The following is a 12,681-nucleotide window of genomic DNA, read 5'->3' on the forward strand; positions in this document are numbered from 1 at the left end:
AGACATGCCAATTCGAATGTTGGAAAAGGGGAAGTTATTTCGTAGGCGTTCCTAATCTGCCAAAAGACGGCAGCCAAGTCGCTGGTTATCCCAGAGGGCGAGGGGAGGTTCGAGAGTCGCTAGCGCGACTTTCACGCTAATCAGGGCAAAACGGGAGAAGCCTCCTTGAAATGCTTGACGAACCAGTGTGATGCTTCACGAGCGGCGGATTCATAACCGCTGGATGCTGCGTAATCAAGGCCGATTTCCGGGATGAGTTTGAGTTCCTTGCGGCAGTTAACTTCCTGCAGGGCACGGCGTCCACTGACAATGCGCTGCTTGTCCGTTTCTTCAACCAGCAGGAGCAGGGGCGATTCGAGCGAGCGCAGGTAGAGCATGCCGGCAAGGTCGATCAGCCCGCCACGGCAGACAATGGCGGCAATGTCGTGATCGCGGAGCGCGGCAACGCGAACGACGACGGGTGATGTAGCGTTGGCCGCACACAGGCCGATCGGTTGCGTCTGGAGTTCGCCAAGCAGCATCCGGTTCTTGATCAGACCGAGGAAGTCGAGCAGTCGCTTGGCGAGCAGGGGAACATTGTTGTGCACATCGGAGAAACGCTCTTCCTGTCGTGCCAGCAGGTCGATGCTGAGGGTCGCCAAGCCGGCTTGGCGAAACAGGCTGGCCAATACGTCATCTCGTTCATCCAGTGCCAAGGCGGCGTGAGCCAGAACAACCAGGCCATGGGAGTCGGGTAGCAGCGTCAGTTGTCCGTGCAGCAGACCATGTTCGGAAGGGACTGAAATCGGAATGCCGAAACCGTCGGGAGTAATGTCGATCATTGGTCGATTATCATCGTCGAGCGAGCCGGACCGGGATGCGCTGGGCGCCAAAGGGTTTTCCGAATTTTCCGAAGCGTCCGGCAAGTTGGGTCTGGCAATGCGGACAACGGCCATCGTCCGGCAGATCGTAGTGGCGGATGGTATGCCAGTCGCGCTCGATCAGTGCCGCCTGGCAAGCCGGACAGAAGGTGGTGCCGCCTTCGCTATCGTGCACATTGCCGGTGTATACGTAGCGCAGACCGGCCTCCATGGCGATGCGGCGGGCGTGGGTGAGGGTGGAGGGTGGAGTACGCGGCAACTCATCCATTTTCCAGTCAGGATGGAAGGCGGTGAAGTGCAGCGGTACATCGGGCCCCAGTTCAGTTGCGACCCATTCGGAAAGGGCCTTGATCTCGGCGGGTGAATCGTTCTGGCCCGGGATGAGCAGCGTAGTAATCTCCAGCCAGCAATCGGTCTGGTGATGAATGAAGGAAAGAACATCGAGAACCGGTTGCAGGCGTCCGCCGCAGAGTTTGATGTAGAACTCGTCGGTGAAGGCCTTGAGGTCGACATTGGCAGCGTCCATCACCGCGAAGAATTCTCTGGCCGGTTCCCTGTGAATATAGCCGGCGGTGACCGCCACCGTTTTAATGCCGCGCTTGCGGCAGGCCAGAGCGGTGTCGATGGCGTATTCGGCGAAAACGACCGGGTCGTTGTAGGTAAAAGCTACCGACTGGGCGCCATAGGCCGCCGCCGCGCTGGCGATGCCGTCCGGGCTGGCCGCATCCATCAGGCGATCCATGTCCTTTGACTTTGAAATGTCCCAGTTCTGGCAGAACTTGCAGGCCAGATTGCAGCCGGCGGTGCCGAAAGAAAGAATGGAGGAGCCCGGATAGAAATGATTGAGCGGTTTTTTTTCAATCGGGTCGATGCAAAAACCGGAAGAACGACCGTAGGTGGTCAGTATCATCTGCCCACCAATGTTCTGACGAACAAAGCAGGCACCGCGCTGACCTTCATGCAGCTTGCAGTCGCGTGGACACACATCGCACTGGATGCGAGCATGCTCGCCGTCATTCTCGATACGGTGCCACCAGCGGGCCGGGCTGGCTGATTCCGGGGTTTTCAGGCTTCTTTCCATTTTTGTACCCCATAACGGGCGAGGGAAATCTCCTCGTCCCAGAAATCAGCCGGCAATCCGGCCTTGAGTTTGAGCTGAGCCATGAATTGACGGGGATCAGGCAGAGATTCCCAGACCTGTGGCAGGAAAGTGGAGCGCCGATGGCCATGCGTCAGAATCAGACCATCAATGCCAGGACGCAGACGGGCGATAGCTTCGGCTTCATCGACGAAATCCATCGGCTCGGAAGCAGCAAGCAGGGAGACTTCGACCCGGGTGTGGGCCAATTCTTCTTTGGCCAGGGACGGAAAGCGCGGATCGTGAAAAGCTGCGGCCATGGCGTTCTCGGCCACGTCGATAGCCAGTGGCCGGTAGGCCTCAAGGCTGCCAATGCAGCCGCGCAACTGGCCATTCTGCGTCAACGTGACAAACGTCGCGCCCGGATTTGAAAGCTCGGGATGCGGTACTACCGCACGCGCTTCCTGACCGAAATGTTTGCCGATGGCGTTGCGGGCGATGGTCAGCAGGGCCATTCCGAGCGGATCAATGGGCATCATGTTCTCCCTCAAGGAAGGCGAAGGCCCCATAGCCGACGACACGCGATTTGTCGCCTGCGGTATCGCCGGAGTTGCGCAGATCGAGTAATCGCCCTCGCAAGCCATGTTGACGGGCGGCCAGCAGCAGGCCATTGACTGGCGTGGCGCCGCAGGCCTGTTGGTGATCAATCGTCGGGTCGAGATCAAGAATGAGCCGTGCCGTTTGCGCATCGATTCGTTTCGCCACCGCGTAAGGCTGATAGTGCGAGAGGTCGGAACTGACAACGATCAGCGTTTCTTCCCCACCCCACACCCGCTCCAGAACCTCGGCAACCTCTTCGGGTGTCGCCTGGCCGACGGCCAGGGGAAGGAAAGAAAAATCGCCGAACACCGTCTGCAGGAAGGGCAGTTGCACTTCCAGCGAATGTTCCTGTGCGTGTGTTGGATCGTAGAAAACGATCTGAGGCAAGTCCTCAATGGCGGCAATCGCTTTCTGGTCGACCGGCACGATGCCAAGCGGCGTGGCAAAGGCCGTACAGGTGGGTAGTGCCAGCCCATTGATGGCCACCCGATGCGTCGGGCCAAGCAGGACGATACGCCGGACGCGGTCGCGCAGCGCGCTCAACTGAGCGTAAATGGTGGCGGCGACAGGACCGGAATAAACATAGCCAGCGTGCGGAACAATGATCGCTTTCGGGTTCAATAGCGTTTTTTGGGATGCCTCGCTAAGCATCTGCGTGACATCACGTAACAGAATAGCGGCTGATGCAGGATAGAACATTCCGGCGACAGCAGCAGGGCGCACATTCGGGTTCATGGCGGGTCTCCTCCGTGAATTTCATATGTTTCCATTATGGGATGGGTTCAAGCAAATGCAAGCCGGCGAAGAAGCAGGAAGAAACATGGGGCAGTGCGGCTAGGCAAGGTCGTGTAATCCATCGGGTGAAAGTCCCGCTCCGGTAAGGCAGGCCAGCCGCTGGATAGAGAACTCTGGGTCGGCGGGGGTACCCCTGGGCGACGTGATGAAGCATCTGAATGCCAGCCTTCGTGGTTGGGTCGGGTACTTCCACTACCGAAATTCCAGCAAGGTACTCGAGAAGGTGAAAATGCAGGCTGAACAACGTTTGCGGACGCACCTGATGAAGCGTCACAAGATCACGGATCGGGGAACGGCGTTACTGCGATTCCCGAGTCAGAAGCTTTATGCGGACTATGGGTTGTACAAAGTTCCGCTAACGGCAGGCTGGAAAACGGCGCATGCCTCGGTGTGAAGAACATCGGAAAGCCGTGTGCGTTAATAGCGCATGCACGGTTTGATGAGGGAGGGCAGGTGAAAGTCTGTTCTCTACTCTACCAACCTCTACTGGGAGGGTGCGGGATGTTATAAAATCTCCCGCTTGCTCGTTCTATTCGACGAATACCAGTGATTGGGGATAAATGATGGCTGCAGTCATGCCAGCGCCGGCGCAGAGCCGGCTTTTGATGTCCGGCAACGATGCCGTGTCGCGTGCCGTGTGGGAGGCCGGGGTGCGGGTGGCGGCGGCCTATCCGGGGACGCCGGCGACCGAGATGCTGGAAGTGATTTCGGGCTATCCGGACCTTTACGCCGAATGGTCGGTCAATGAAAAGGTCTCGCTGGAAGTCGCTTTCGGCGCCGCCATGGCCGGTTCGCGGGCTTTTTGCGCGATGAAGCACGTCGGCATGAACGTCGCTTCCGACGCGCTGATGACCATGACGCTGACTGGCGTCGCTGGCGGCCTGGTGATCGCCATTGCCGACGATGTCGGCTTGTCTTCGTCGCAAAACGAACAGGATTCGCGCTACTGGGGCCGCTTTGCGCATGTTCCGGTGCTCGAGCCGTCCGACTCGCAGGAGGCTTACGATTTCACGCTCGCCGCCTACGAACTCTCCGAACGCTTCCTGGTGCCGGTGATCCTGCGCCTGACGACGCGCATCTGCCACGTCAAGGGACTGGTGACCGTAGGCGAGCGCCACGAGCGGCCGGTCGCCGGTTTCACCAAGGATGTATCGCGCTGGGTGATGGTGCCGGGCGCTGCGGGCCGCCGTTTGCCGCTGATGTTCGAGCGCGAGAACAAGCTGCGTGCCGAAGCCGAGGTGTCGAAACTCAATGTAATCGAGCCGGGAGTGGGGGCCAAGACAGACCGGCGAGTCGGTTTCATTACCTCGGGACCGGCCTACATGCATGTGCGCGAAAGTTTCCCCGACGCACCGGTGCTCAAGCTCGGCTTTTCCTGCCCGGTGCCTTTCGAACTGGTGCGCAAGTTTGCGACGCAGTGCGATCAACTGGTGGTGGTCGAAGAAGTCGAGCCGTTGATCGAAACCGAAGTCAGGGCGCAAGGCATTGCCGTCAGTGGCAAGGATATCCTGCCGCGCAGTGGTGAACTATCGCCCAATGTGCTGAAGCCGGCCATTGCCCGCCTGCTGGGTGAGCCGGTCCAGGAAGTTGCCTTATCGGTGCCGTTGCAGGTTTTCCCGCGACCGCCAACGATGTGCGTGGCCTGTCCGCACCTTGGCGTCTATTACACGCTGGCGCAACTGCGCAACGTCACCATTTCCGGCGACATCGGTTGCTACACGCTCGGCTTCGGGCAGCCTTGGAATGCGCTCGACGCCTGCATCTCGATGGGCGCCTCGATGGGCATGGCGCTGGGCCTCGACAAGGGGCGTGCCGAATCCGAAAAGAGCAAGAAGATCGTCGCCGTGATCGGTGACTCGACCTTCCTGCACATGGGCATGCAAGGCTTGCTCGACATTGTCTACAACCGTGGCAACGTCACCGTGCTGCTGCTCGACAATCGTGCCGTCGGCATGACTGGCGGGCAGAGCAATCCCGGCACCGGCCGCGACATACACGGCAAGGAAGCGCCGCGCGTCGATTTCGCCAATCTGGTGAAGGCGCTGGGCGTGCGCGAAGAGCGAGTGCATGTGGTCGATCCCTACGAATTGCCGACGCTGTTCAAGACGCTGCGTCAGGAAACGAAAATTGCCGAACCCTCGGTGATCATCACCAACCAGCCCTGCGTGCTGGTCGAGGACTACCACGCGCGCAAGCCGTTCAAGGTCATCGACGACAAATGCACCGGCTGTGGCAACTGCGTCGATGTTGGCTGCCCGGCGATCCACGTGACGCGGCGCGAGAAGGTGATAAAACCGAGCGGCAAGGAAGTCGAGCTCAACTTCGTGCGCATCGAAAGCCCGGCCTGTACCGGTTGCGGCCTCTGCCTGCAACCCTGCGCGCCAGACGCCATCGTGCCGGTCGAGGTGCTGGCGATGCCGATTCATGTGGTGAAAAAAAGTTAAAGCTAAACACCAAGTCACCAAGACCACCAAGTTTCACCAAGGAACACCGGGTTAATTTCTTGTTTTTCTTGGTGTAACTTTGTGTCCTTTGTGTCTTGGTGGTGAAAGGTTCTAATCCAATGTCTGAAATTACCAACATCCTCGTAGTAGGCACCGGCGGTCAGGGTGTCATGACGGCTACCGAAATCCTGGCCGAGGCGGCCATCGCCTTTGGTCACGATGTCAAAAAGACCGAAGTCGCCGGCATGGCGCAGCGCGGCGGGGTGGTTTCCTCGCATTTGCGTTTCGGCCCCAAGGTTTTATCGCCGCAGATTACGCCCGGTACGGCCGACGTGCTGCTCGGATTCGAAGCCGCCGAAGGCATGCGCTGGCGGCACATGCTGCGTCCCGATGGGCTGGCGCTGATGAATACCGGGCGCCTGGTGCCACCGATAGTGGATCTGGGTTTGTTCGATTATCCTGAAGACCCGGTCGCCGAAGTGCGTGCCGCAGGGACGCGTGTTTTCTCCTTCGACGCCTCGGCGATTGCCAAGGAGCTCGGTGATATCCGGCTGGGCAATACGGTCATGCTGGGCGCTATTTCGGATCATCTGCCGTTCTCGGCGGAAGTGCTGGAACAATGCATTCTCAAGCGCTTTGCGACAAAAAAACCCGAACTCATCGAACTTAATCGTCTGGCTTTTGCCGCCGGTCGAGCCGCCGCAGCGCAGGCCGCACAGGCTGAAGCGGCCTGAGAGGTTGTGAAAAATGCCTGAACACCCACCGCAGAGACGCAAAGGCACAGAGGTTTCGCAGAGGAAATCTTTAAAAACAGTGGGGTTCCTCTGCGTTTCCTTTGCACCTTTGCGTCTCTGCGGTGGATTTTTGAATTTTCACAACCTCTGAGTTGCAGTAGAATTCCCCCCTTTTTCATAGGGGAAAGCCAATCTTTCGCGCCTTCCCCGCAGTTTTTTTGGACATCACCATGACGGCACAAATACTCGATGGAGTCGCGCTCGGACAGAAGCTGCGCGCCGGTTTCAAGCAAAGGGCGGACGAGCTCGCGGCGCAGGGAACACGGCCGGGTCTGGCCGTGATCCTGGTTGGCGAAGACGCCGCCTCGCAGGTTTATGTGCGCAACAAGGTCAATGCCTGCGCCCAGGCCGGTATTCATTCCGAGAAGTACGCTTATGCCCCGGACGTTGCGCCGCAGGTGGTGCTCGACAAGATTGCCGAACTCAACGCCGACCCGAAAATCCACGGCATTCTCGTCCAGCTCCCGTTGCCAAAACATTTTGACGCCGACGTCGTGCTTGAAGCGATTGCCCGGGAAAAGGACGTCGACGGGTTCCGTGCCGAGAATGTCGGCGCATTGATGCAGGGGCAGCCCTGCTTCATTCCGTGTACGCCGTATGGCGCGATGAAGTTCTTTGAAGAGGCTGGCGTCAGCCTCAAGGGCAAGGAAGCGGTGGTCGTCGGCCGCTCGAATATCGTCGGCAAGCCGATGGCCATGCTGCTGATGCACGCTGGCGCCACGGTCACCGTCTGCCACTCGCAGACAAAAGATCTCAAGGCACATTGCCTGCGCGCCGATATCCTCATCGCGGCGGTGGGCAAAGCCAAGATGATCACCGGCGACATGATCAAGCCCGGCGCTGTGGTCATCGACGTCGGCATCAACCGGATGCAAGACGGGCCAAATGCGGGCAAGCTGTGCGGCGATGTCGATTTTGAAACGGCTAAGGAAGTGGCGTCGTTCATCACCCCGGTTCCCGGTGGCGTGGGTCCGATGACGATCACCATGCTGCTGGCCAACACCCTTGAAAGCGCCGAGCGCGCTGCCAGTGCCTGACGGGCTAGCCCGTTTCCCTCACCCGCCCCTCTCCCGGAGGGCGAGGGGAGTTTTGTGAGTCGCTTGCGCGACTAAATGTTTATGGAGATGAACATGGATAAAAACCCACACTCACACCCACTCGTAGGCATCGTCATGGGCTCGGATAGCGATTGGCCGGTGATGCGTTCCTGCGCCGAGATGCTCAAGAATTTTGGTATTCTCTATGAGGCGAAAGTCCTCTCGGCACACCGTACGCCCGATGCGGCGCTCGATTACGCAGCCTGTGCACAGGAGCGTGGCATCAAGGTGCTGATCGGTGCCGCAGGAGGCGCGGCTCACCTCGCGGGCGTGCTGGCGGCCAAGAGCGAATTGCCGGTGCTGGCCGTGCCGATGCCTTCGAAGCATTTGCAGGGGCTCGATTCCCTGCTCGCCATGGTGCAGATGCCCGGCGGCATTCCTGTGGCGACCTTTGCCATCGGCGAGGCCGGTGCGGTCAACGCCGCACTTTTCTCGGTGGCAATGCTGGCCCTGAACGATCGCGGCCTGGCGAAAAAACTCACCGAGTTTCGCACCAATCAGAGCGAAAAAGTTCTGTCGAAAACACTTCCCGATCTGCCTTGACGGGCATGGACTTGACACCGGCACTCGCCCTCACCCCCGGCCCCTCCCGAAGGAGAGGAGAGATTTGTGAGTCGCTCGCTCCCCATTCATGTTGTTAATGACGCAGGAGTTCGCCCGGGCCGTTGAGTTACTGCAAGCTGGCGAACTGGTCGCCTTTCCGACTGAGACGGTCTATGGCCTGGGCGCCGATGCCGCGAATCCGCAGGCAGTGGCCAAAATCTTTGCTGCCAAGGGACGTCCAGCCGATCACCCGCTGATCGTGCACCTGCCGGGCGCGGCGTTTCTTGACCGCTGGGCGCGGGACATTCCCGCAGTGGCATGGGAACTGGCCGAAGCTTTCTGGCCGGGGCCGCTCACCCTCATTCTCAAGCGTGCTCCTGAAGTGCCTTACGCCGTGACCGGCGGTCAGGAAACCGTTGGTGTGCGGGTGCCGGCGCACCCGGTTGCGCTTGACCTGCTGCGCGCCTACGCACAGGCAGGCGGTGGCCGTAACGGGATGTGTGGAATCGCCGCGCCGTCGGCCAACCGCTTCGGGCGCATCAGCCCGACCGATGCCGCGCACGTGCAAGAAGAACTTGGCAATTCGGTTGCCCTGATACTCGACGGCGGGCCGTGCCTGGTCGGCATCGAATCGACGATCATCGACCTGTCGCGCGGCGATGAGTTGCCACCGCGACTGCTGCGCCCCGGGCACTTCACGCCGGAGCAGATCGCCATGGTCATCGGCATCCTGCCCGAGTTGCCCGAAGTGCGGTCGGGTGGAAACGAACCTCGCGTTTCCGGTTCGCTGGATGCCCACTATGCGCCGCTGACACCGATGCGCCTCGTCGCGACTGCCCAATTGCCGGAGGTAATCAGCGAGGTGCGGAAAGCCGGGCGCCGCTGCGGTTTGTTGGTACGCACCAGGCAGACGCTATCGGTACTGCCGCACTCTCAGCGCCAGTTGCCGGACCATCCGGAAGGCTATGCGCGCGGCCTGTATGCCGCCCTGCGTCAGTTGGATCAGGCGGGTAACGATGTCATCGTGGTTGAGGATATTCCTGCTGATTCTTCATGGGGCGCCGTGGCTGACCGCCTGCGCCGGGCGGCCTGTGGTTCGGGATCTGCCTGATTTTGGCGTCATCGATTCGAAAGGTGGTTTGAGGATGGGGCCGGCTGGATAGACCGCAGCCGCAAGCCCTTGCTTATTCTCGTCAACCTTCCGCCAGTAATATGCACCCGCCGCCCTTGGTGTGGTCCTGACGGTTATTACGGGCGGCAACCGCACCTGACTTTGCAGCCATAAAAACGCTGGCGAGGTTTGCGCGAGGGGGTTGTCCTGCAGAACATGGTAACAGATGAAGATGTGCACACAGATCGGGGAAAAGTGGTTATTCTTTTGCCGATATAAGCCTTATTGGCAGGGGGAGTGATGCTTGGTTTGGTGCAACAAGCAGGAGAATTTTTAAAAAATGCCTTCCCCCGACCCTATAAAAAATTCGGAAAACAAAAAAGCCACCCCGGAGGATGGCTCAGTTGCTTGTGTTTCCTGGCTCCTCGACCTGGGCTCGAACCAGGGACCTACGGATTAACAGTAAGACGTTTTGTTGATGATTAGCAAACGATGAGTTTTATTAGCACACTGTTTTTTCAAAAAAAATAATATATAAACAGTACGTTACGTAATATATAAAATTATTTCCATAATCATTCCTTAGTGCTTTCCCAAGTCAAATAGCCGGGTAAAATGGGTATAAACTGGCAACAGCGGGGAACCAAGCGGGAGCCAAAATAAAGCAATAAATTGTGTGTCCACACGCCAACGGATTTGGAAAATCGTGCATTATGTAGGGAGCCAAATTCGATAAGGACATGAAATGACCAAGCCACGCGAAATTATGCCGATTCCGCTGACTGATAAGTTACTGAACGACGTTGATTTTCAAAAGCGCGTGGTTGGGATATCTCCCAATGGGACGCTGAAAATCGAACCAACTCCCGAGAAAATGACAGACTGGTTTATTCGTGACGCTGTGCAGCCGGGATTTGCTGCGAGAATCACAGGCAAGGCGGCACCAGGCAAAGGCGAGGGTATCCAGTTTTACGCGCAGCGAAAACTTGCAGGCCGGCCATGCAAGTTCAAACTTGGGGATTGGCCGAATACTTCGTTAAAAAAGGCAAGGGAGGCCGCCGTCAAGGCTCTGGGACTTATGGCAAACGGCCACGACCCAAACCTTGAGAAAAAAAAGGCTGTCGCTGAGGTCATCGAGCATCGTTCAAAAAACAAATTGACGTTCGGCTTCGTACTTGCCAGGGACGCCATCAATCGTGCAGATGCCGACGCAGAAAAGACCAAACTCGACCGGGCCGATGTCGCAAAGTGGATGGGGGATATAATAATCTGGCGGATGTCTATCCACGACATCAATGCCGAAGTTCTGCAGGCTGCGATTGAAGCTCTGCGGGAGAAGCGCGGCGACGCTTCTGCAGTCAAGTGCTGGCGTTATGCCCGTGCTGCATGGAACCGCTTACCTTCAGGGGAAGCACCGGTGATTGATCCCTTCTCCGAGTGGCAGAAGAGCCACACGCTTCCGGCCATAAAACGCCGGCAGACAGCCATCCCAACTGATGAGAAAGAAGGCAAAGACTGGCTAAAGGCCGTTGCTGAACTACGCAAATCATCCGGCAGCCGGGGTTTTCCTTCAAGGGTCATGGCTGACTATATTATCTTGGTTCTCTGTTGGGGAGCTCGACGTGGCGAAGCTGCACGTCTAAAGATAGATGATGTCGATTTCGAAAGGGAGTTCGTCATTTTCCGTGACACAAAGAACAAGCGTGACCACGTTTTCCCGCTTACACCCGGTTGTGTCGCAATTCTCAAAAATCGAATAGCCGAAAATCAAACCCCACGGGGACGTGATGTGCGGAAGACGTTGAAGGGGGAGGAGCACTACGTTCCGGAATGGGTATTCCCTTCAGTAAAGCGTGGCAAGCATCTTGTTGAGCCAAGAAGCGCCCTGGGCGCAGCAACAACTGCTTCTGGTCTTAAAATTGACATGCACGATCTTCGCCGGACGTTCGCCGGAGAGGTGGCCGTAGATGTGATGGGTGGCGATGTCCGGGGTGACTTTGGTTTGGTGAAACTTGCGCTGAATCACGCCGACATGGCACACGATGTCACACAGGGCTACATCATGATTAAAGCCAAGCTCAAAATGCTGCGGAGTATTTACGAAGCTCACGAGCGTCGCATATTTAACGCTGCAGGCCTTCACGATCTGCTTCCCAAGGAAAAGGATGCGAACGATTTGGAAGCTCTGATTGCAGCGATCAAGCAGCAAGCATCAGATCCGACAGCAATGGCGGCCATCAAGGCCGCGCTTGGATAGGATTTCGACTGCTTCCCGTGTTCGTCCTGGCATTCATCACAAGTTGCCTTGCGCGTTGAAATGAAGACCTTGATGTCCGGTTTCGGATTCATTCGGGATTTTCCTTTGGTGTTGCTAAATCTCAAAAAATATATCTAAATTGATTTGCTGCGGTGCAGCAAATATAGCTTGACAGAGATAATTCCCAACTTATAATCGCCTCTATGGTGCAGTGCAGCAAGCCTCATTTCTCATTAAATGCTGCCAACGTCCATAGTTTATTACCAAGGAGATTCACAATGATTAAGACCCCCGAGCAATTTGTTGAAGCCAACAAGGCCGCTGTTGATGCCCTGTTATCCGTTGCCAACACTGCTCTGTCTAGCGCCGAACGTATCGCTGCGCTGAATTTGAATACTGCACGCTCGATGCTGGAAACTGGCGTAGCCAACGCCAAAGCCTTGATCGTTGCCAAGGATCCGCAGGAATCCATCAAGTTGTCGGTAGCCCAGGCTCAACCGGTTGTTGAACAGGTTGCTGCCTATAGTCGCAGCCTTTACGAGATTTCGGCGCAATCGAAAGAAGAAATATCCAAGCTGCTCGAAAGCCAGTTTGGCGACTTCCAGAAACAGGTTTCCAGTCTCATTGAAACGGCAGCCAAGAACGCACCAGTAGGTTCGGATGTCGCAGTAGCCGCCGTCAAGTCAGCGCTTGAAGCCGCCAACGCATCGTTCGGCAACATGAAGAATATCGTCGAGCAAACAACAGAAATCGCTGAAGCCAACATCGTCCAGGCAAGCAAAGTTGCGGGCAGTATCGGCAAGAAATAATCACGTCCTGATCGACTGATTCTCGCGCTTTTAGCGCACACGGCCGTGATCCAATCAGCGGTCGGGTAGTAAAGCGAAACCCCGGCAACGGGGTTTTGTCGTTTTGGCGTATGTTCAGTTGGCGACAGGCTCGGCCTTCGCAACAAATATTGGGCATCCGGATTCCGTGATTGACTTTCTGTTGTGCGGTGCAGCATCTATTTTACTTTAGGCTGCTGACTATTTTGACCGGCGGCAAACGGCCATTTGCGGACGGTGACGAATTTTCTCCAAACCGGCCATTGATTAAGTCG

The 12,681-nt window shown here is 57.4% G+C and carries 12 protein-coding genes; 8 read left to right on the forward strand and 4 right to left on the reverse strand.

The genetic code is table 11. The features are described 5' to 3' along the window. Positions 1 to 140: 140 nt before the first annotated feature. The 4 genes from ACOYNV_RS21485 to amrB are packed head-to-tail and all read right to left on the reverse strand — an operon-like array spanning position 141 to position 3,273. Complete coding sequence (locus ACOYNV_RS21485; RefSeq protein WP_422901855.1) at positions 141 to 821, reverse strand: hypothetical protein; 681 nt, start codon at positions 819 to 821, stop codon at positions 141 to 143. A 10-nt stretch (positions 822 to 831) separates the two neighbouring features. Continuing rightward, positions 832 to 1,941 (reverse strand): AmmeMemoRadiSam system radical SAM enzyme, encoded by a 1,110-nt coding sequence (amrS, locus tag ACOYNV_RS21490; RefSeq protein ID WP_422901856.1) that lies wholly within the window; start codon positions 1,939 to 1,941, stop codon positions 832 to 834. Next, a complete protein-coding gene (gene amrA / locus ACOYNV_RS21495) occupies positions 1,926 to 2,477 on the reverse strand; it encodes an AmmeMemoRadiSam system protein A (RefSeq protein WP_422901857.1) in 552 nt (183 codons plus the stop codon). The genes amrS and amrA overlap by 16 nt, the downstream gene beginning before the upstream one ends. Beyond that, positions 2,464 to 3,273 (reverse strand): AmmeMemoRadiSam system protein B, encoded by an 810-nt coding sequence (gene amrB / locus ACOYNV_RS21500; RefSeq protein ID WP_422901858.1) that lies wholly within the window; start codon positions 3,271 to 3,273, stop codon positions 2,464 to 2,466. The genes amrA and amrB overlap by 14 nt, the downstream gene beginning before the upstream one ends. Positions 3,274 to 3,436: 163 nt before the next feature. On the opposite strand from amrB, the gene ACOYNV_RS21505 reads away from it, so the two are divergent. From ACOYNV_RS21505 to ACOYNV_RS21540, 8 genes are all read left to right on the forward strand, one after another. Beyond that, positions 3,437 to 3,727: a group II intron maturase-specific domain-containing protein gene (locus ACOYNV_RS21505; RefSeq protein WP_422901865.1), complete on the forward strand. Its 291-nt coding sequence runs from the start codon at positions 3,437 to 3,439 to the stop codon at positions 3,725 to 3,727. 169 nt (positions 3,728 to 3,896) lie between these two features. Then, positions 3,897 to 5,777: a thiamine pyrophosphate-dependent enzyme gene (locus ACOYNV_RS21510; protein WP_422901866.1), complete on the forward strand. Its 1,881-nt coding sequence runs from the start codon at positions 3,897 to 3,899 to the stop codon at positions 5,775 to 5,777. Between the two features lie 119 nt (positions 5,778 to 5,896). Continuing rightward, positions 5,897 to 6,511, forward strand: coding sequence for an indolepyruvate oxidoreductase subunit beta (locus tag ACOYNV_RS21515; protein WP_422901859.1), 615 nt, complete (start codon positions 5,897 to 5,899; stop codon positions 6,509 to 6,511). 230 nt (positions 6,512 to 6,741) lie between these two features. Continuing rightward, positions 6,742 to 7,608, forward strand: coding sequence for a bifunctional methylenetetrahydrofolate dehydrogenase/methenyltetrahydrofolate cyclohydrolase FolD (folD, locus tag ACOYNV_RS21520; RefSeq protein WP_422901860.1), 867 nt, complete (start codon positions 6,742 to 6,744; stop codon positions 7,606 to 7,608). Between the two features lie 93 nt (positions 7,609 to 7,701). Continuing rightward, a complete protein-coding gene (gene purE / locus ACOYNV_RS21525) occupies positions 7,702 to 8,211 on the forward strand; it encodes a 5-(carboxyamino)imidazole ribonucleotide mutase (RefSeq protein WP_422901861.1) in 510 nt (169 codons plus the stop codon). An 88-nt stretch (positions 8,212 to 8,299) separates the two neighbouring features. Further along, on the forward strand, positions 8,300 to 9,322 hold the full coding sequence (locus ACOYNV_RS21530; protein WP_422901862.1) for an L-threonylcarbamoyladenylate synthase: 1,023 nt from the start codon (positions 8,300 to 8,302) through the stop codon (positions 9,320 to 9,322). A gap of 745 nt (positions 9,323 to 10,067) precedes the next feature. After that, positions 10,068 to 11,579 carry a tyrosine-type recombinase/integrase gene (locus ACOYNV_RS21535; protein WP_422901863.1) on the forward strand — a complete coding sequence of 504 codons (1,512 nt, stop codon included), beginning with the start codon at positions 10,068 to 10,070 and terminating at the stop codon, positions 11,577 to 11,579. Positions 11,580 to 11,857: 278 nt separating this feature from the next. Then, on the forward strand, positions 11,858 to 12,388 hold the full coding sequence (locus tag ACOYNV_RS21540) for a phasin family protein (RefSeq protein ID WP_422901864.1): 531 nt from the start codon (positions 11,858 to 11,860) through the stop codon (positions 12,386 to 12,388). The last annotated feature ends 293 nt before the right edge of the window (positions 12,389 to 12,681 follow it).

This window comes from Propionivibrio sp. (assembly GCF_049316945.1).
Taxonomy (GTDB): domain Bacteria; phylum Pseudomonadota; class Gammaproteobacteria; order Burkholderiales; family Rhodocyclaceae; genus Propionivibrio.